This is a genomic window from Corynebacterium sp. ACRQP, from assembly GCF_022345915.1.
Lineage (GTDB): Bacteria > Actinomycetota > Actinomycetes > Mycobacteriales > Mycobacteriaceae > Corynebacterium > Corynebacterium lehmanniae.
This window is the reverse complement of the sequence record NZ_JAKRMZ010000014.1, coordinates 18,619-36,859: the sequence shown is the minus strand read 5'-3', so window position 1 is coordinate 36,859 and position 18,241 is coordinate 18,619. Positions and strand designations below refer to the sequence as shown.

Sequence of the window (18,241 nt, the reverse complement as noted above, 5' to 3'; positions counted from 1 at the left end):
AACATCAACGCACTCTAAAACCGGAAGGGCCGGTTTAGAGCGGGCTGAGCACGTTGGTGGTCAGCGAGAACAGATCCTTCGGATCCTCAGGATCAGCGACCAGGTCGATGAACTCCTCGAACTCAGAGCCCGCCACAGAATCGCGGGTCTCAGTTCCGGATGCCAGCCGGATCGTGGATCACGCCGAAGCGGTGCAGCGTCGCAGAGACGGCCTGCTCCAGCAGGTAGGGAAGGAGCTCGCGGCGGCCGTCGATGAGCACGGGCCCGTCGATGACCGAAGTGGCGACGTCGCCGTAGAGCTCCTCGGGCGCGCTTCCGACCACGCGGATGCGGTCAGGCGTGCCGGCGACGGCGTGTGCGTCGACGGCCACATCGGCTGCCTCGAGCTCACGCGCAATCGCATCCGGGGCGACCACGCGCACCTCGGTTCCGGTGATCGCGGCGGCGAGCAGCTGGCGGTACACCTCGCGCAGCTGGTAGCCCTCGCCCACGTAAACCACCACCGGCTCCAAGGTGCTGCGGTAGCGGAAGATGTTGGCCTCGGAGCGCAGGCCGGAGTGGTCGTGGCCGCGGCCGAACTCGTTGTCCCACGCGCGCTGGTCGTACTCGGCGGCGCGCGAGAGCCAGCCGAAGTCCTCGTCGCTAACGTTTGCACGGAAAGCGTCGAGAAGCTCCTGCACCTTCGCCGAGATACTTACGCCTAACGACGGCGCCAGCTCCGCCCGCTCCCGCCACGTGCCCATCTGCGCGACGTAGTTCGGCCCGCCCGCCTTCGCGCCGGGGCCCACGGAGGACTTCTTCCAGCCGCCGAACGGCTGGCGTTGCACGATCGCGCCGGTGATGCCGCGGTTGACGTAGACGTTGCCGGCCTCGACGCGGTCGAGCCACGTAGTGATTTCCTCGCCGTCGAGGGTGTGGATGCCGGCGGTGAGGCCGAAGCCGGTGGAGTTTTGCCACTCGATCGCCTCCTCCAAGTCCTTGGCGTGCATGATGCCCAGCACCGGACCGAAGCACTCGTTCTGGTGGTACCAGGATCCCGGCTTCACGCCGTCGCGGATGCCGGGGGACCAGAACTTGCCCTCCTCGTCGAGTTTGCGGGGTTTCAGCAGCCATTTCTCGCCCGGCTCCAGGGTGGTCAGGCCGCGCTCCAGCTTCTCGCCTGGGGCTTCTATCAGCCCGTTCATGGTGGTGGACAGGTCGGTGCCCGGGCCCACCACGAGGGTGGAGGCTGCGTCGAGCAGCTGGTTGATCAACCGGTCGGACTCGCCGGCGGAGCCGACGAGGATGGCCAGCGAGGCCGCGGAACACTTCTGGCCTGAGTGGCCGAACGCCGACAGGTACAGGTCGTTGACCGCGAGGTCCGGGTCGGCGGACGGGGTGATGATGATGGCGTTTTTGCCGGAGGTTTCCGCCATGACGTTGAGCTTCGGGTTCCAGGACTTGAACAGTTGCGCGGTTTCGGAGGCGCCGGTGAGGATGATGGCGTCCACGGCATCGTCGGTAAGCAATGCCTTGCCGGCCTCACCCTCGTCCGCGCGCACGTACTGCACAGTGTCGGCGTTGATGCCCTTGTCCGCGAACACCGCCTGGATGCAATCCGCGATGAGCTTGGCGCACTGCGTCACCTGCGGAGCCGGCTTGAGGATCACGGCGGAGCCTGCGGCCAGCGCCGCCATCACCCCACCGGTGGGGATGGCTACCGGGAAATTCCACGGCGGCACAACGACGGTGAGTGTGTTCGGCTCGAAGTCCGCGGCGATCTCGTCCAGGTGGCGGGCGCTGTCGGCGTAGTAGGTGCAGAAATCGATCGCCTCGGAGATCTCCGGGTCGGACTGGTCCACCGTCTTGCCGGCCTCGTGTGCGGCGACCGCGACGAAGTCGCCGCGGCGGCGCGCGATCTCGTCGCCGATGGCGTCGAGGATGTCGGCGCGCTCGTGCGCGGAAAGCGCGCCCCAGGCCTTCTGGGTTTCCTGGGCGCGGGAGATGTGGTCGGCGATGACGGTTGGGTCAGTGATCTCCTCGCCGGTGTCTACAGCCGGCGGGTTTGTCAGGTGCTCGATTGCCCACGCGCGGTTGGCTTCAAGCGCCGGGTCCGTGTCCGGCTCGTTGAAGAAGCGGCCGGTGGTGGCCGACTCCGCGGAGACCTGGCGCCCGGTCTCGTTGGTGCGGTCCTGGTCCCGATTTGGACCGTTGCGCACGCCCCAGCGGTTGTCCACCGCCCAGCGGAAGACCTCCTCCTGCTCCTTAATCGGGTCCCGCTTATCGGTCTTGGGCGCGAACAGGGCGTGCAAGAAGTTCTGCGGTGCGGCGTTTTCTTCGAGACGGCGCACGAGGTAGCTCACCGCCACGTCAAAGTCGTCTTTGCGCACGACCGGGGTGTAGAGGATCTGGCGGCCGTAAGCCTCGCGCACGATCTGCTGCTGCGCCGGCGACATGCCCTGCAGCATCTCCGAGTCGAGCATGCCAGCGACACCGCGGCGCTGCGCCAGCTCGTAAGCGAGGGCAGAGGTGAATAAGTTGTGGGAGGCGATGCCGATGGCGACGCTGTCGGCGTACTCGGGGCGCACGATAAAGTCGAGCAGGCGGTAGTAGTTCGCGTCCACTTCGTCCTTGGTCAGGTACGGTGCCTGCGCCCAGCCCTTGACCTCCGCGTGGTGGCGCTCCATGGACAGGTTCGCGCCCTTGACCAGACGGATCTTGATCCTGGAGCCGCCGTCGGCCACGCGCTGCTTCGCAAAGTCTGCGAGGTACTCCAGCGCGCCGAGCGTGTCGGGCAGGTACGCCTGCAGCACGATGCCGCCCTGGTAGTCCTTGAACTCGTCCTCGCTGAGCAGCTGGGTAAACACGTCGAGCGTGAGGTGGAGGTCGTGGTACTCCTCCATGTCCATGTTGATGAACACCTGGGGGCTGCGGTCGCGCGCGGCGCGGTACAGCGGGCGGATGCGGTCTTTGACCAGCCGCACGCACTCGTCGTAGTCCCAATGATTGAGCTGGGAGACCATGGATGAGGCCTTGACGGACACGTAGGTCACGCGAGGGTTCTTGATCAGGTTCAGGGTGCGCTCTGCGCGGTCCGTCGCTTCCTTTTCGCCGAGCACGGCTTCGCCGAGCAGGTTGAGGTTGAGTTCCTCGCCGCGCCTCTCGGCGTTGTCGAGCAGGTTGTTCAACGCGTCGGACTCCGCGTCGAGCACGAGGTGGCCAACCAGCTGGCGCAGACGCATGCGCGCCGCCGGGACAACCACAAACGGCAAGAACGGGCCGACGAAGGCACCGGCACCGACGAGCAGGGCGTTGATGCGGCCGAGGAAGGACGCGTCGACGCCCCTGGTGATTGCGCGCAACGCGTTCGCGGCCACGCGGTTGTCTTCGGGGCGCATCACGCGGTCGACGAAGTCCATGGTAAAGCGGACACCGTTGTCGTCGCGAAGCATCTCGGCGAGCTGTTGTGTCTGGGCGTCGTCCGCATCGGCGTCGGCGGTCGCTTCCATCCAGTGGTGCGCGCGCGTCACGGCCGCGTCGACCACATGATCGAGGTCAGCGGTGTTCTCGGGCGGAAGCTGGTTGGTGAGCAAGTTCGGCATATGTGTTCCTTACCACTAAAACAGTCCTATGTGACAACCCTCAAACTAATGCATATGTACGACGCAGGCCACTGATTTGTCAAAGATTCTCTGCGGGCATGAAAAAGCCCCGGAAAACACCGGTTTCCGGGGCTAGGGGAGGCGGGGTTAAAGGCCGCCGAAGGGGCCGCGCAACGGGTCAAACGGCGCGATGGTCTCGTCCACCTCGCCGGTCTCGATCTGCTTGGCCAGCATCTTGCCGGACAGCGGGCCGAGGATGATGCCCCACATGCCGTGGCCGCCGTTGGTGTACACGTTCGGTACCTTGGTCGCGCCCACCAGCGGCAGGCCGTCCGGGGTCACCGGGCGGGAGCCGACCCACTCGTCTTGGCGGTCCTCCCAATCGATGCCACGGAAGAACGGCTTGGTGGTGTGGATCATGGACGCGATTCGGCCAGGCTGGAACGGCTCGTCCGGGCCACGGAACTCCATCGTGCCGGCGATGCGGAAGCGGCCCTGGTACGGGGTGCAGGCGATCTTCGGGTCCGGAAGGTACACCGGGCAAGTTGCTGGCTCTGCGGTCTCCACGGAGAAAGAGTAACCGCGGCCCGCCTGAATCAGCGTGGTCACGCCGAGGTCCTTGGCCAGTTTCGGCAGCCACGCGCCGGTGGCCAACACGACGTTGTCAGCGTGCAGCCACTCGCCGGTGGCCAGCTTCACGGCCGGCTTGCGGGTGGAGCTGACCTCCACGACCTCCACGCCGGTGGTGACCTTGCCACCGCGTTCCACGATGGAGTCCGCGATTGCCTGGCAGTAGGGGCCCGGCTCGATGAAGCGCTGGCCGCCCATGCGGTAGGTTGCGCCCACCTTGTCGGTGAGCATCGGGGCGTCCGTTCGGGCGTCGTCAAGCGTGATCTGCTCGAACGGGATCTCCTGGCCGTGGCGCTGGGCGCCCTCGACCTCCTTGAGGAAGCCGCCGGCCTTCTTCTCGTTTTCAAAGCCAATGATGAATGGGCCCTCGTGAGTGGTGGCCTTCACGCCGCCGGCCTCGAGCTCGTCGAAGGCCGCGAGCGCACCGAGGTCGGCCTTGGTCAGGCCCGCCATCGTCTTGTCCCAGGCGCGGCCGGTGGCGTGCGCCATGAAGTTGGCGCAGAAACGCCACAGCTTCGGGTCGATGCGCACCGGCACATCGAGCGCGGCGTGCTTATCAAACAGTGCGGTCGGACCGTATGCCCACAGGCTCGAGTTCGACAGGGGAATGGTCTTGCCCGGTGCCAGCCAGCCGGCGTTGCCCCAAGACGAACCGGCGGCGACGTCGATGCGCTCGAGCACCTCCACCTCATGGCCGTACTCCTGAAGATGCCACGCGGTGGAAAGTCCGGTCATGCCAGCTCCCACGACGATCGTGCGGGTCATTTATGGTCCTCCTCACAAAGAAGTTCGATTGTGCTGAGGGCAATGTACCGCAGCGCACACCTCGCCGCCCCGCATTTCGCCTATCGACGTCCCTTCGGTTACCCCCCTTTGATCACCAACTCCGCAAGTCGCACTTCGCCGGCCTCGTCGGAGGCGTCCAGATCGACAGTGCCGTGCAGCTGGAAGGCATTGTCGCCCTCCGGGTCCTTGATGATCTGGGAGACCGTCCACGACCGGCCTGTGGTGTCCGCAAGGCGGAAGAACTCCGGCCCGCGCGCGTCAGGGCCCAAGTCCACGTCGTCGTACTCGTCGAAGTAGTCGTCCATCGCCGACGGCCAGTCCACACGCGCGTCCGGCTCTAGGTAGTCCAGCATCTCCGCCAGCTGATCTTCCTTCTCGTAGGCGAACAGCTCCACCAGGCGGAAGAAGTAGTTGCGGACCATGATGGTGAAGGCGCGGCGGTTCGCCGTGAGCGCCGTGGGATCCTCCACACCGAAGGCGAGCTCGCGGTCGATGGTGTCTTGGCTTACCGGCTGGTCGTCTCCAGTCATGTGCGCCCACTCGTCGATGAGCGAGGAATCCACCTGCCTGATCAACTCGCCGAGCCAGACGACGATGTCCTCCAGCTCCTCGTTCATGTACGCGTCCGGGATGGAGTAGGACAGGGTGCGCCACGCGTCGGTGAGGTAGCGCAGCACCACGCCCTCGGAGCGGGCCAGCCCGTAGGTGGCAATGAGGTCCGAGAACGTCATCGCGTGTTCGATCATGTCGCGCACCACGGACTTCGGCGACAGTTCGAATTCTTTGGCCCAGGGGTTGCCCTGGGTAAACGTGTCGAAGGCCTCGTCCAGCTCGTCGGCGAGCGGTTTGGGGTAGGTCACGTCCTCGATGATCGCCATGCGCTCGGTGTAGTCCACGCCCTCGGCTTTCAGCGCCGCGATCTCCTCGCCGCGGGCGGCGGTTTGCTGGGCCTGCAGCAGCTGGCGCGGGTCGTCCAAAATCGCCTCGAACGCGGAAATCACGTCCAGCGTGTAGGTCTCCGACTCCGGGTCCAGCAACGTGAGAAACGCCAGCGCGAAAGGGGACAGCGGCTGGTTCAGCGCGAAATCGCGGTCCAGCTCCTGGGTCAGGGTGTATGGCCGGTACGCGGGAGAATCCGGCGTGCGCTCGACGACCCCGGCGTTGATCAGCCCGCGGAACAGGTTGACCGCCTGGATGATGTCGCGGTTCTGTTTCGCCCGCGGGTCGTGGTTCGTGCGCAGCAGATGCCGCATGTGCTCGTAACCGTCGCCCGGGCGGGCGACGACATTGAGCAGCATCGAGTTAGACACCTTGAACTGGCTGGTCAGCTCCTCCGGCTCGGCCACCTTAAGGCGCTCGAAGGTGTTCTCGGACCAGCTGACCTCGCCGTCGCGTGCCGCCTTCTTGCGGATCTTCTTCAGCTTCTTCGGGTCGTCGCCCGCCTTGCGGCGCAGCTTCACGTTCTCGATCTCGTGCTCCGGCGCCTCGACCACGACCGTGCCCTCGGTGTCGTAGCCCGCACGTCCGGCACGCCCGGCGATCTGGTGGAACTCGCGGGACTTCAAGATGCGCTGGCGGGTGCCGTCGAACTTGGCCAAGCCGGTGATCAGCACCGTGCGGATCGGCACGTTGATGCCCACGCCCAGGGTGTCGGTGCCGCAGATGACTTTCAGCAGTCCGGTCTGGGAGAGCCGCTCCACCAGGCGGCGGTACTTCGGCAGCATGCCTGCGTGGTGCACACCGATGCCGCGGCGCACCAGTTTGGACAGGGTTTTGCCGAAGGTCGTCGTAAAGCGGAAGTCCCCGATCTCGTCAGCGATGCGCTGCTTCTCCTCAGGCGTGATGATGTTCATGCTCGTCAGCGCCTGCGCCCGCTCCGTGGCCTCGCGCTGGGAAAAGTGCACCACGTAAATTGGCGCCTTGTTGTCTTCGAGCAGCTCCTCGATGGTCTCGTGCACCGGGGAGAACACGTAGTGGAAGTCCAAAGGCACCGGGCGCTCCGCGCCGCCGACGTACGTGGTCTTGCGACCCGTGCGCTCAGTGAGGTCCTTCTCCAGCCAGGCGGTGTCGCCCAACGTGGCGGACATGAGAAGGAACTGCGCCTTCGGCAGCTCCAGCAGCGGTACTTGCCACGCCCAGCCGCGCTCCGGCTCCGAGTAGTAGTGGAACTCGTCCATCACCACCTGGTCGATCCGGGCGTCCTTGCCTTCGCGCAGCGCGATGTTGGCCACGATCTCGGCGGTGGCGGCGATGATCGGAGCGTTCGAGTTCACGGACGCGTCACCCGTCATCATGCCGACGTTCTCCGCGCCGAAAATCTCGCACAGCGCGAAAAACTTCTCGCTCACCAGCGCCTTAATCGGCGCGGTGTAAAACGTGCGCTGGCCGCGCGCCATCGCGATGAAGTGCGCGGCGTTGGCCACCATCGACTTACCCGATCCGGTCGGGGTGGCCAAGATGACGTTGTCGCCCGCAAGCAGCGCGAGCGAGGCCTCCTCCTGCGCCGGATACAGCGAGATGCCGCGGGATGTCGTCCACGAATTGAACGAGTCCCACACGGCATCCTCGAACAGCGATTCGGGGGCCTGCGCAATGTCTTCAAGCAAATCGGTCAGCATCACAGCATTCACCGTAGCCGACCGGCCGACACACTAACGGGGGTCGTCGCCGTAGCCGTCCCCGTCGGAATCCCCTTGGTCGTCGTCAAGCGAACGCTCGGGAGCCGAAGGATCGATGAAGAAATGGTCGCGCAGGCGCTGATCCGTCTCCTCGCTGTGGGGGAGGCTGCGCTGCTCGTTGCGGTCCCGGTCCTCGATGGCGGTGAGGTAGTTCTCAAACGCCTCGCTGATCTCCTCGCCGCTAGGCATCTGTGCCTCGCCCGGCATCATCGCCTGCGGGTGGCGGTCGCGGTACTCCTGCATCTCCCGGTCGTAGTGCTCCTCCAGGGCCTGCACCACATTCGTGATCTCGTCCGAGTTATGCGTCTGCTCCGCCAGCTGCTGCGACACCCGGCGCATATCCGCCTCCAGGGAACGCAGCGGGAACTGCAGCTTGGTGGAATCCTCCACGGACTGCAGCAGCTGGAACGTCGCGTGAGGGTACGGCGAAGCCGCTACGTAGTGCGGCACGTGCGCGGTGTAGCCGGCGACCGGGCGGCCGCGCTTGTGCAGTTCCCGCTCGATAAAGACCGAAGCGGAACCAGGCACGCTGACCATGCCGTCGAATGTGAACATGGAGCCGACCAACTCGCGGTCGTTGCCGTGGGCGGAAACCACCAGCGGGCGGGTGTGCGGAGCACCCATCGGAGCCGCATAAAGGCAGATGGTCTTGCTTACGCCAAACCGGTCCGCGAGATCCGCCACCGCACTACTAAAAGCCTCCCAGCGCAGGTCCGGCTCCGGGCCGGAGAGGAGAAGGAAGGACTGGCCCTTCTCGTCGCGAACGACGCGCATATCTAGTTGCAGGTCCGCAACATCGGTGATTTCGGCGTGCGACAACGTCACCGTCGGCCGGCGGGAGCGGTAATCGATCAGCTCGTCGTTGCTAAACGTCGCCACTGTGCGCGACTCCAGCGCGGCCTTCAAGTGGTCGGCCGCGGACTCAATGGCGTGGCCCGCATCGGCGTAGCCGTGCATCGCGACAATAAGGGCAGGGCCGTTGTTTGCCTCCCCGCTCACCTGCGGCGCGGGGTACTCAAGTTCGTACATACGACGTTCCTGCGTCATGGTCTTCGGCCTCCTGAAATTGCTCGCCTTCCCGGCTTTCGTGCTCCACCCACACAACGGTTGGCGTCGCGGAATATTCCATTGTGCCCGACCCGCAACCGGAAGTTGGCACCCACGGCCTTAAGGGTTGCGTACGAAGAGGTGTGAAGAAAACTTCGCTCCCGCATGGAACCGGTGCGCCCCTTCGAGCGTCTAACAGTTATGGATATTCAGCCACAACCGCACGAAACAAACCATCCGACCAGCCCGATCTCGCCGTGCCCGAGCGCGCAGTTGCTCCGCTCGCCGGCACAACTCATCGCCTCCATCCCGGCCGCGCTCGGCTACTTCCCAAACGAGGCAGTGGTGCTCATCAACACGTACAGCCCACCGGGAGCTTCACCGACCTTGGAGATCGGGGCCTACCTCGACGCCGATGTGGGAAGCACCGAAAGTATTCAACGCGCGCTGCAACGCATCCCTCTCGCCCGACATGTGGCCACCTTTGCCGTAATTGTCACGCGGGTGCCGGGGTCCCAAATGGTTGCGGTGGCTGCGGAAGGGTTGCGAATGGCGGCGGACGCATTCGGCGAGATCGTCGAAGCCTGCTGGATCGTCTCCGAAATCGCCGACGGCACGCACTACCAGTTGGTGTTCGGACCCGACCCGGACACCGCCAGTGCAGTCTGGGAATGGAGCGCGGGCTACGAGCAAGGCACGGTGACCTCGGTGGCAGCGGCAGAACCGATGCGCCCGTTGATCGACCACGGAGTGCTGCCGGAGCTGCACAAGGGCGAAGTGTTCTCCCACTTTGCCCCGGTCTTCGAGCCTGATGTGGAGACAGGGGAGACTCTCGCGCCCGCCGCGTACACGCGCGGCGCTGAATTGTTCCAACTGGTGAAGATGGCTCCGAAAGCCGCGCGGGTCCAGATCAAGAGAGCATGTAGCGTCTACGCCGCCGCGCCGAACGCGGGGCTGATCGACATCGACGGCAGCCTCATTATCGACGATGTGTTTACCAGCCAGGACGACGTCGAGCTGTTCGCCGCCATGCTGTCTGGAAGTAGATTGCGCGACTTCCTCATTCTCGACGCGCTGGAACGCCCGCGGGCGGCCGGAGCGGTGCTGTTGACCATCGCGCGCAATTTCCGCGGGGAAATCAGGGCGAACGCGCTGTGCCTGTGGGCCATGATCGCCTTGTCGCAGGGACTCATCGGTTGGGCCAGCGCGGCGCTGGAGTGTGCAGAGGGGGAGCTGCCGGGGCACAACTTGACCGCGTTGTTGGGCGGCGTGTTGGACATCGGGCAGGGCCATTCACTACTCGAGCTGTGTCGCCAGGGGTGCCTGGACACCTGGAGTGAGCTCGAGGGATAATGCGCGTCTAGCGTGCGGAATGCGACCGGTCCCCGAGCTGGCGGGTGAACTCCCAGGCGTCTTCGACGATGGTGCGCAGCTGCGTCCGCGTCGGGTTCCATCCGAGGGCGTCGCGGATCTTCTCCGAGGACGCGATCAGCGTCGCCGGGTCGCCTGCACGGCGCGGCGCCACCTCCGCCGGGATTGGGTGGCCGGTGACCTCGCGGCAAACCTCGACCACCTCGCGAACGGAGTACCCGTCGCCGGAGCCCAAGTTGTATATCTGGTGCGTGCCGGGGGAGTTGGCTTCAAGCGCGAGCACGTGCGCGTCTGCGAGGTCCCGGATATGGATGTAATCGCGCACGCACGTGCCATCCTTCGTGGGCCAGTCGTCGCCGTACATCATGATCTTGTCGCGGTAGCCCATTGCCACCTGCAGCACGATGGGGATCAGGTGCGTCTCCGTGATGTGGTTTTCGCCGATGCCGTTGTACGCGCCGGCGACGTTGAAGTAGCGCAGGCTGGTCGCGCCAAGGCCGTAGGCGTTGCAGTAAGAGGTGATGGCGTCATCGATGGCCAACTTCGTCGCGCCGTACGGGTTGGTCGGCCGGGTGGGAGCGTCCTCCGTAATCGGCACCACGTCAGGCTCTCCGTAGGTGGCGGCAGTGGAGGAAAAGACCAGCGAATTCACACCGTGGCGGCGCATCGCATCGAGCAGAGCCAGCGAAACGTCGAGGTTGCCGTGCCAGTACTTGGCGGGGTCCTCCATGGACTCGCCGACAAGGGACCTCGCCGCAAAATGCAGCACGCCGTCCACCGGTGCGGCGCCGTCTGCGGCGAGCACATCGTCGATGACGTCGCGGATCTCACCTTCGACAAACGTGGCGCCTTCCGGAACGGCGTAACGGTTGCCGGTGGACAGATCGTCCACGACGATCACTTCGTGTCCCGCTTCGAGCAGGGTGGCAGCGCATACGCTGCCCACGTAGCCGGCGCCGCCGGTGACAACAAGCTTCATGGCAGTCCTTTCCGTGCTGGCTAGTCTTCGCGCTCCACGCGCAGGGCGTGCGAGACATCCGCAGTGAGAACGAAAGTCTCACCCTCATCGGTGGAGACTTCCAGCGCGCCGTCCTCCAGTGGGTGCAGATCCACCGTTTGTCCCACAAGCTGGCCTGCGGATTTCGGCAATGCTCCGTCTTGCAGGATCTCGCTTATCTGCACCACCTTCGCGCGCGCCGGTTCTTTCAGACGCAGATCGCTGGCTCGGGTGCCCACTTGATCGGCGGTGCCGGCATTTACACCGAGCTCGTCGAGTGCGGGGATCGGGTTGCCGAAGGGGGAGCGCTCAGCGTTGTCCAGCACCGCGACAACCCGGCGCTCCACATCTTCGCTCATCACGTGCTCCCACCGGCACGCCTCGTCGTGAACCTGGGCGAGGTCCAACTTCAGTACGTCGGTAAGCAGGCGTTCCGCAAGACGGTGCTTGCGCATCACGGCGGTGGCTCGCCGGCGCCCTTCCTCGGTCAGCGACAGGGAGCGGTCGTGCTCGACCACCATCAGACCGTCGCGCTCCATGCGCGCAACCGTCTGCGAGACGGTGGGGCCGGACTGCTCGAGGCGCTCTGCGATTCGCGCGCGCAGCGGCGTAATGCCTTCCTCTTCCAGTTCGTAGACGGTGCGCAGATACATCTCTGTGGTGTCAACGAGATCACGCACTGTGATGCTCCCTTCCAATCGCGGTGCTGGTTAGAGGTCCGAAAACCATGTGGCAATACTTTAGCCCAGCACCTGTGGCTGTACCGGTGAACCTGAAGGTGCTGGGCTGAAAAACTGCGGAGGGCAGCGCCGCTTAAAGCGCGTAATCGCGCAGGCGGTCGGCGCGCTCCCCGGCGCGCAGCTTCGCCATGACCTCACGCTCAATCTGGCGGACGCGCTCGCGCGACAGGCCGAACTGGCGGCCGATCTGGTCCAGGGTGCGCGGCACACCGTCGGTTAGGCCGTAGCGCATGCGGATAACGTCCTGCTCGCGCTGCTCGAGGCCGTTGATGATGTCCTCGATATCGTCGTGGCGCAGGGTGGTCACCACCGCGTCCTCCGCATCGGTGGCCTCGGCGTCCTCGATGAAGTCGCCCAACGGCGCTTCCTCGTCCGCGCCGACCGGCATGTCCAAGCTCACCGGGTCGCGCGACTGGCGCAGCAGCATCTCAATCTTGGATTCTTCGATGCCGGATTCTTCCGCCAGCTCCTCATTCGTTGGTTCGCGGCCCAGGGACTGGTACATCTCGCGGCGGATTCGGGAGAGCTTGTTCACCTGCTCCACCAGATGGACTGGGAGGCGGATCGTGCGGGACTGGTCCGCCATACCGCGAGTGATCGCCTGACGGATCCACCACGTGGCGTAGGTGGAGAACTTGAAGCCCTTGGAGTAGTCGAACTTCTCCATCGCGCGGATCAGGCCCAGGTTGCCTTCCTGGATGAGGTCCAGAAGCGGCATACCGCGGCCGGTGTAGCGCTTGGCCAGGGACACCACGAGGCGCAGGTTCGCCTCCAACAGGTGGGCGCGGGCCTTGCGGCCTTCCTTCGCCAGAATCTTCAGGTCGCGCTTCTTCGCGCGGGTCAGCTTCACCTCCGGGTCGTCCAACAGGCGCTGCGCGTACAGGCCGACCTCGATCTGCTGGGCGAGCTCGACCTCCTCCTCAGCGTTGAGCAGAGCAGTCTTGCCGATGCCGTTGAGGTAGACGCGGACCAGGTCCGCAGAAGGGTTGTCGTTGGTCTGGTTCCTCCGGCTACCGCGGTCGACGGTCTCTTCGGATTCCTTGGTTCCCTGTGCAGCGTGATCCGGTTGGGTCATGTGGCAACGCCTCCTCGGACTAGGTGGAAAAGCTGGGTGGGACAGCTGGGCAGTCTAGATGGGCAACGTTCAGCTGTCGCCCAGTGTTCCCGCCCGCGGGAAATATATTCAGGTCACGCTTCGACGATCACGGTGAAGGGACCGTCGTTGACGCTTTCGACCTGCATATGCGCACCAAATCGGCCTTCCTCGACGTGGATGCCGCGCGAGCGCAGTGCCTCGGCAATATTGCCGATCACCGGTTCCGCGACGTCGCCAGGTGCAGCGTCGCTCCAGGACGGGCGCCGTCCTTTCGCCGTGCGGCCCATCAACGTGAACTGGCTGACCAGCAGCACCGGAGCGCCAGCATCCTCCACCGACCGTTCGCCGTCGAGAATGCGCAGTTCCGCGATCTTGCGCGCAACCGTCTCCCACGCATCGTCCGCGTCCTCGCGGCCCGCGCCGACGAGAGCGAGGATCCCGCCGGTGTCGGGACAGTCGATCGCACCGACGGTCTCGCCGTCCACGGTCACGGACGCGCTTGTCACACGCGTGAGTACTGCTTTCATTGCTGCTCCGTTCTGTTTAAAGGTGAGTCAATTGCGCAATTTCAGCGGGAAGGATCAGCCCGTGGCGCACAAGGTCAACCACAGCGCCCGCCGCATCCGCTTCAAGCTTGTCGACGTCCTCCGGTTGCCCCAGCCCGCGCGATGCCGCGTACAGGCTGACAACGTCCCGTAACGGCAGTCCGTTCGGGTGCAGTCCCGAGATCAGCGAGAGGATGCCAGCGTCGATGGTGTGGGAAAACCGCGGCCCGTCGGTGCGGGTGATGCGCAGTGTTTCATCGGCGAACCCCATCCCGAGCTCGGTGTCGGCGAGCTTGATGTCTTCCAGCGCTACCGTCGGCCGGACCACATAGTTCGCGTCGAGGACGTCGTCGCGGTCCTTGCCGCGCAGCCAGGCGGTGCGGGTGAAGTACTCTTCCGCTTCCGGGCCGAGCGGGTCTGTGAACGGCTGGGACAGTTCCTCGCAGGTGATCTCGCTGGGAGCGTCGCCGATGTCTTCCAGGAGGATCCAGCCGAAGCCCACTGCGTGGACGTCGTTGTCGGCAAAGTGGTCCAGCCACTGCACGGTGCGCGCGACGCCCTCGTCAGAGCGCGGATCGATGGATTCGTCGCGCAGCCACGTGGAGACGTACATGCCGGGATCGACCACATCGCGCTGCAGCACCCAGGCGCTCACGCCGTGGGACGGCAGCCAGGACGCGACCCTGGCCTGCCAGGACTGGTCGAGCACATGCACCCACGAACCAAGGATGAACGCGCGGCCGCCCTCGGCGAGGTGCTCCGGCGCCTGGCCGAGCACCAGCTCAGTTGCGCCGTCGAGGTCCAAACCAGAATCGCGGTAGACATGCCCCACCTCCGGTAGCCCCACCACAAACGGCGGGTTGGCCACGATGCGGTCGAATCTCTCGCCTTGCACCGGCTCGAACCATGCGCCCTCGCGCAACTCCACGTTGTCCACCCCGTTCGCCCGCATGGTCGCCTCGGCGAACTGCAGCGCGCGGGCGTGGACGTCCGTGGCCACCACGCGCGTGGCGGCGTCCGCCTGCGCGAGCGCCTGGATGCCGGAGCCGGTGCCCAAATCCAGCACCGAATCCACCGGAGTGCACGGTGTCGCGGACAGCAGCGACAGCGACGCCGAGCCGACGCCGAGGACGTGGTCGCGGCCCGGGACGTGGTCCGTCATGGACGCGTCGAGGTCGGAGAGCACCAGCCTCGGCTTGCCGGCCACCACGTGGGGGCGCACGTCAACGGCGATGCGGTACGTGGACGAGTCGGCGACGGGCAGGACCAGGTGGTCGTCGATAAGCGAAAGCGCAAGTTTCGGGGTGAGCATGTCGCTCAACGCCTCCGCTGTGGCGGGGCGGCGCAGCAGGAAGAACCGGATCAGGCGCGACAAGCGCGCGTCGTCGGAACACGCCGCCAGAACGACACCCGGCTCACGGCGGTAGAGCGCCTCGGTCGCCTCCGGGCCGAGGTGGGCCGCGACGCCGTCGGCGCTGAAACCCGCCGCGTCGAGTTCTGCGGCAAGCGCCTGGGCAACTGCGGGAAGGTGAGGGGAGAGATCATCTGGGGCAGTCACGCAAAAACTCCTGCGGTGCGAGGGGGCTATTCGTCGTGGTCGATGATAGCGGGGGAGCTAGACCGGTCCTTCTCCGCCGAATCCAGCGCCGTGCGTTGCTGCTGCGCCAGCATCTGCTGCTCCTGGCGCGCCACCGCCGGCTTGTACACATTCTTCTGACGGGTATCCCGGACCTCGCCCTGCGCGTTGCCGCGCACGACGGCGATCCACGGCAGCGGGACAGACACCACGAACAAAATGCCGGCGAGCACCCACCAGTTCGCCCACGCCGCGGCCACCGCCGCGACGATGAACGGCAGGCGCAACCCCTGCAAGACGGCGTACTGCTTCTCGCGCGACTGCCTGTTTTGCTCCGGGGTGTAGGAAGCGTCCGTGATCAGCGCGCGGGATTTCCTGCCCCGGCGTGAGTGGCGGGAGGCGCGCCCGGTGGATGTGTGGTCGTTGGCGCTCATGAACTCTGAGGTTAGCCCTCCGGCTTAACCTCTCGCCCAAATTGGGGCATGATGGTTGCCGTGAATACGACGACGAAGACGCTCGAGCGCCCGGACCTCAGGGAAGACACCTCGTCGACCACGGACGACGGCACCCCCAAGTTCTTCCACTACGTGAAGAAGGACCAGATCGTCGATTCCGCCATCTCCGGAAAAATGGTGGTGGCGCTGTGCGGCGAGACCTTCCCGGTGAAAAAGCAGGCCAAGCCCGGGTCCCCGGTTTGCCCTGACTGCGAGCGGATCTACAAGGGGCTGCGCCGCAAGTGACCGCCGCGACTTCTGGGCCCCAGCTGCGCAAATGGCAGCAGGAGGCCCTTGATTCGTTTCTCCGCGACAAGCCGCGCGACTTCATGGCCGTGGCAACCCCTGGCGCGGGCAAAACCACCTTCGCGCTCACCCTGGCCTCTCGCCTGAAAGAGGACAAGACCGTCCAGCGCATCATCGTGGTGGTGCCAACGGAGCACCTGAAGCATCAGTGGTCCGACGCGGCGAAACGCTTCGGGCTGTCGTTGGACCCGAACTTCACCAACTCGTCTGCCGTCAACGCTTCCTACGACGGCATCGTGGTCACCTACGCGCAGGTGGGCATGCACCCCTTCAAACACCACGCTGTGGCTTCCGCCCGCCGCACGCTGGTGATCTTGGATGAGATCCACCACGCCGGCGACTCCAAGAGCTGGGGCGACGGTGTCTACGAGGCCTACAACGACGTCGAGCACCGCCTGGCGCTCACCGGCACGCCGTTCCGCTCCGACGACTCGCAGATCCCGTTCGTGCGCTACGTCGAGGACGGCGAGGGCCACCTAGTCTCGGAGGCCGACTACACCTACGGCTACTCGCACGCGCTTGCCGACGGCGTGGTGCGCCCCGTGGTCTTCCTCGCGTACTCCGGCGAGGCGCAGTGGAAAGACTCGGCGGGCGAGGAGTATTCCGCCCGCCTTGGCGAGCCGCTCAACGCCGAGCAAACCACCCGCGCCTGGCGCACCGCGTTGGACCCGAAGGGCGACTGGATCGCGGCTGTGCTCTCCGCGGCGCACACCAGGTTGATGAAGATCCGCGCCAACATGCCGGACGCCGGCGGGTTGGTCATTGCCACGAACAAGACCACCGCCCGCGCCTACGCGAAGATCCTGGGGACATTGTCCAACACCCCGGTCACTGTGGTGCTGTCCGACGAGCCGGGAGCGTCGGAGCGTATCGACGAGTTCTCCGCCTCCCGCGACGAGTGGATGGTTGCGGTGCGCATGGTCTCCGAGGGCGTGGACGTGCCGCGCCTGTCAGTTGGCGTCTACGCCACCTCAGCGTCCACCCCGCTGTTTTTCGCGCAGGCGATCGGCCGTTTCGTGCGCTCCCGCATGCCGGGCGAGTCCGCCTCCGTGTTTCTGCCCTCCGTGCCGGTGCTGCTGCGACTGGCGGAGGAGATGGAGGTCTCGCGCGACCACGTCCTGGGCAAACCTCACCGAGAATCCGGCTGGTCCGACGAGCTGCTGGATCAAGCAAACCGCACGCAGACCGAGCCGGACGACATGCCGTCCTACGAATCCATCGGCGCGTCCGCCGAGCTGGACTCGCTGATTTTCGACGGCTCGACTTACGGCACGCCCACCCAAGCAGGCTCCGCCGAAGAGCAGGACTTCCTCGGCCTGCCCGGCCTGCTCGACGCCGACCAGGTGCGAACGTTGTTGGCCAAGCGGCAAAGCGACCAACTGGATGCCCGCGACGCCGAGGAGCGGGCGCGCAGGGCAGAGGAGCGCAAGGCCCGCGAGCGTGCGGAGGTGCTTGGCGAGCCGGTGAAGAAGCCCGTCCCGGCAGAGGAAGCGGCAGCTGCCTCTAACGCCACAACCGCCGCGGACGAAATCCCCGCGCTGCGCAAGGAGCTCAACGCCCGTGTGGCCATCGCCGCCGGGAAGACCGGCCGGCCCCACGGCGCGATCCACACGGAGGTGCGCAAAGCCTGCGGCGGGCCGCCCACCGCGCTGTGCAACGCCGAGCAGCTGCGCGAGCGCATCGCCTTCCTGCGAGACTGGTAGCCCCACCGGTAGGGTGGCGTGCACCGCAATGAAACGAAAGGAATTGTGATGAGCACCCCTTACAACGGCCAGAACCCGAACGGTCAAAATCCGAACGGCCAGAACCCGTACGGTGAAAACCCCTACGGTGGCGGCCAGTACGGCACCAACCCTGCTGGCGGCCACCCGGAGGGCGTTTCCAACTATGGCGACTACACCGCCCCCGAGCAGCTGCAGCCGGACTACACCCGCGGCGAGCCTGGCCACGCCGGTTACGGCATGGCCGGCAGCAACTACAACCAGCCGCCGACGTCGTACGGCTACGAGGCAGCACCGCCCCAGCAGAACAACGGTGTCGCCCTCGCAGCGATGATCCTGGGCATCCTGTCCTTGCTGGGCCTGCTCTTCCTTTTCCCGGGCCTCATCCTCGGCGTGATCGCGCTGATTCTGGGCATCGTCGGTGTGAAGAAGGCCAACTCCATCGTTGGCCCAGGTTCCCGCAAAGGCATGGCAATCTCCGGCATCGTCATGGGTGCAATCGCCACCATTCTGTCCGCGCTGATGCTCATCTTCGGCATCTCCTTGGCGAAGCAGCTCTTGGACGACGGAGTCATGGAGGCGTGCGAGCAGTTCCAAGGCGATAACGAGCAGTACAAGACCTGTATCGAAGACGAGGTTGAAAAGAGCCTGAACAACTAGGCACTTGCTTTTC

The 18,241-nt window shown here is 65.5% G+C and carries 14 protein-coding genes; 4 read left to right on the top strand and 10 right to left on the bottom strand.

Going from position 1 to position 18,241, the window contains the following annotated elements; all coding sequences use genetic code 11:
* Positions 1–149 precede the first annotated feature (149 nt).
* The 4 genes from MHY23_RS06930 to MHY23_RS06915 form a co-directional block, all read right to left on the bottom strand.
* The gene (locus tag MHY23_RS06930; RefSeq protein ID WP_239306948.1) at positions 150–3,581 is read right to left on the bottom strand and encodes a proline dehydrogenase family protein; all 3,432 of its coding nucleotides are present in this window, start codon (positions 3,579–3,581) and stop codon (positions 150–152) included.
* A 147-nt stretch (positions 3,582–3,728) separates the two neighbouring features.
* Entirely contained in the window at positions 3,729–4,976 is a 1,248-nt protein-coding gene (locus MHY23_RS06925; RefSeq protein WP_239306947.1) for an FAD-binding oxidoreductase, read from the bottom strand.
* A 98-nt stretch (positions 4,977–5,074) separates the two neighbouring features.
* A complete protein-coding gene (locus MHY23_RS06920) occupies positions 5,075–7,615 on the bottom strand; it encodes an RNA helicase (RefSeq protein ID WP_239306979.1) in 2,541 nt (846 codons plus the stop codon).
* A 33-nt stretch (positions 7,616–7,648) separates the two neighbouring features.
* Entirely contained in the window at positions 7,649–8,704 is a 1,056-nt protein-coding gene (locus tag MHY23_RS06915) for a PAC2 family protein (protein WP_236883405.1), read from the bottom strand.
* 183 nt (positions 8,705–8,887) lie between these two features.
* Between MHY23_RS06915 and MHY23_RS06910 the strand changes: the two genes are divergently transcribed.
* Positions 8,888–10,075, top strand: a complete 1,188-nt coding sequence (locus tag MHY23_RS06910; RefSeq protein ID WP_239306946.1) for a DUF4192 domain-containing protein — start codon at positions 8,888–8,890, stop codon at positions 10,073–10,075.
* Between the two features lie 7 nt (positions 10,076–10,082).
* On the opposite strand, the gene galE is transcribed toward MHY23_RS06910, so the two are convergent.
* From galE to MHY23_RS06880, 6 genes are all read right to left on the bottom strand, one after another.
* Positions 10,083–11,072 (bottom strand): UDP-glucose 4-epimerase GalE, encoded by a 990-nt coding sequence (gene galE / locus MHY23_RS06905; protein WP_239306945.1) that lies wholly within the window; start codon positions 11,070–11,072, stop codon positions 10,083–10,085.
* 20 nt (positions 11,073–11,092) lie between these two features.
* Entirely contained in the window at positions 11,093–11,770 is a 678-nt protein-coding gene (locus MHY23_RS06900) for a metal-dependent transcriptional regulator (RefSeq protein ID WP_239306944.1), read from the bottom strand.
* 133 nt (positions 11,771–11,903) lie between these two features.
* Positions 11,904–12,905 carry a sigma-70 family RNA polymerase sigma factor gene (locus MHY23_RS06895; RefSeq protein ID WP_181888563.1) on the bottom strand — a complete coding sequence of 334 codons (1,002 nt, stop codon included), beginning with the start codon at positions 12,903–12,905 and terminating at the stop codon, positions 11,904–11,906.
* Between the two features lie 113 nt (positions 12,906–13,018).
* A complete protein-coding gene (gene dtd, locus MHY23_RS06890; RefSeq protein ID WP_239306943.1) occupies positions 13,019–13,453 on the bottom strand; it encodes a D-aminoacyl-tRNA deacylase in 435 nt (144 codons plus the stop codon).
* A 16-nt stretch (positions 13,454–13,469) separates the two neighbouring features.
* On the bottom strand, positions 13,470–15,029 hold the full coding sequence (locus tag MHY23_RS06885) for a class I SAM-dependent methyltransferase (RefSeq protein ID WP_181888561.1): 1,560 nt from the start codon (positions 15,027–15,029) through the stop codon (positions 13,470–13,472).
* 26 nt (positions 15,030–15,055) lie between these two features.
* Entirely contained in the window at positions 15,056–15,481 is a 426-nt protein-coding gene (locus MHY23_RS06880) for a DUF3099 domain-containing protein (RefSeq protein WP_239306942.1), read from the bottom strand.
* Between the two features lie 51 nt (positions 15,482–15,532).
* Here MHY23_RS06880 and MHY23_RS06875 point away from each other — a divergent pair, with 51 nt between their 5' ends.
* From MHY23_RS06875 to MHY23_RS06865, 3 genes are read left to right on the top strand one after another with little or no spacing between them, the layout of a single operon-like run.
* The gene (locus MHY23_RS06875) at positions 15,533–15,787 is read left to right on the top strand and encodes a DUF3039 domain-containing protein (protein ID WP_063936916.1); all 255 of its coding nucleotides are present in this window, start codon (positions 15,533–15,535) and stop codon (positions 15,785–15,787) included.
* Complete coding sequence (locus tag MHY23_RS06870; protein WP_181888559.1) at positions 15,784–17,550, top strand: DEAD/DEAH box helicase; 1,767 nt, start codon at positions 15,784–15,786, stop codon at positions 17,548–17,550. The genes MHY23_RS06875 and MHY23_RS06870 overlap by 4 nt, the downstream gene beginning before the upstream one ends.
* 48 nt (positions 17,551–17,598) lie before the next feature.
* The gene (locus tag MHY23_RS06865; RefSeq protein WP_239306941.1) at positions 17,599–18,228 is read left to right on the top strand and encodes a DUF4190 domain-containing protein; all 630 of its coding nucleotides are present in this window, start codon (positions 17,599–17,601) and stop codon (positions 18,226–18,228) included.
* Positions 18,229–18,241 lie beyond the last annotated feature (13 nt).

What these genes read in the sequence shown, in the direction of transcription:
- MHY23_RS06930 (WP_239306948.1), bottom strand. Translation starts at nt 3,581, where the DNA reads ATGCCGAACTTGCTCACCAACCAGCTTCCGCCCGAGAACACCGCTGAC.
- MHY23_RS06925 (WP_239306947.1), bottom strand. Translation starts at nt 4,976, where the DNA reads ATGACCCGCACGATCGTCGTGGGAGCTGGCATGACCGGACTTTCCACC.
- MHY23_RS06920 (WP_239306979.1), bottom strand. Translation starts at nt 7,615, where the DNA reads ATGCTGACCGATTTGCTTGAAGACATTGCGCAGGCCCCCGAATCGCTG.
- MHY23_RS06915 (WP_236883405.1), bottom strand. Translation starts at nt 8,704, where the DNA reads ATGTACGAACTTGAGTACCCCGCGCCGCAGGTGAGCGGGGAGGCAAAC.
- MHY23_RS06910 (WP_239306946.1), top strand. Translation starts at nt 8,888, where the DNA reads ATGGAACCGGTGCGCCCCTTCGAGCGTCTAACAGTTATGGATATTCAG.
- galE (WP_239306945.1), bottom strand. Translation starts at nt 11,072, where the DNA reads ATGAAGCTTGTTGTCACCGGCGGCGCCGGCTACGTGGGCAGCGTATGC.
- MHY23_RS06895 (WP_181888563.1), bottom strand. Translation starts at nt 12,905, where the DNA reads ATGACCCAACCGGATCACGCTGCACAGGGAACCAAGGAATCCGAAGAG.
- dtd (WP_239306943.1), bottom strand. Translation starts at nt 13,453, where the DNA reads ATGAAAGCAGTACTCACGCGTGTGACAAGCGCGTCCGTGACCGTGGAC.
- MHY23_RS06880 (WP_239306942.1), bottom strand. Translation starts at nt 15,481, where the DNA reads ATGAGCGCCAACGACCACACATCCACCGGGCGCGCCTCCCGCCACTCA.
- MHY23_RS06875 (WP_063936916.1), top strand. Translation starts at nt 15,533, where the DNA reads ATGGTTGCCGTGAATACGACGACGAAGACGCTCGAGCGCCCGGACCTC.
- MHY23_RS06865 (WP_239306941.1), top strand. Translation starts at nt 17,599, where the DNA reads ATGAGCACCCCTTACAACGGCCAGAACCCGAACGGTCAAAATCCGAAC.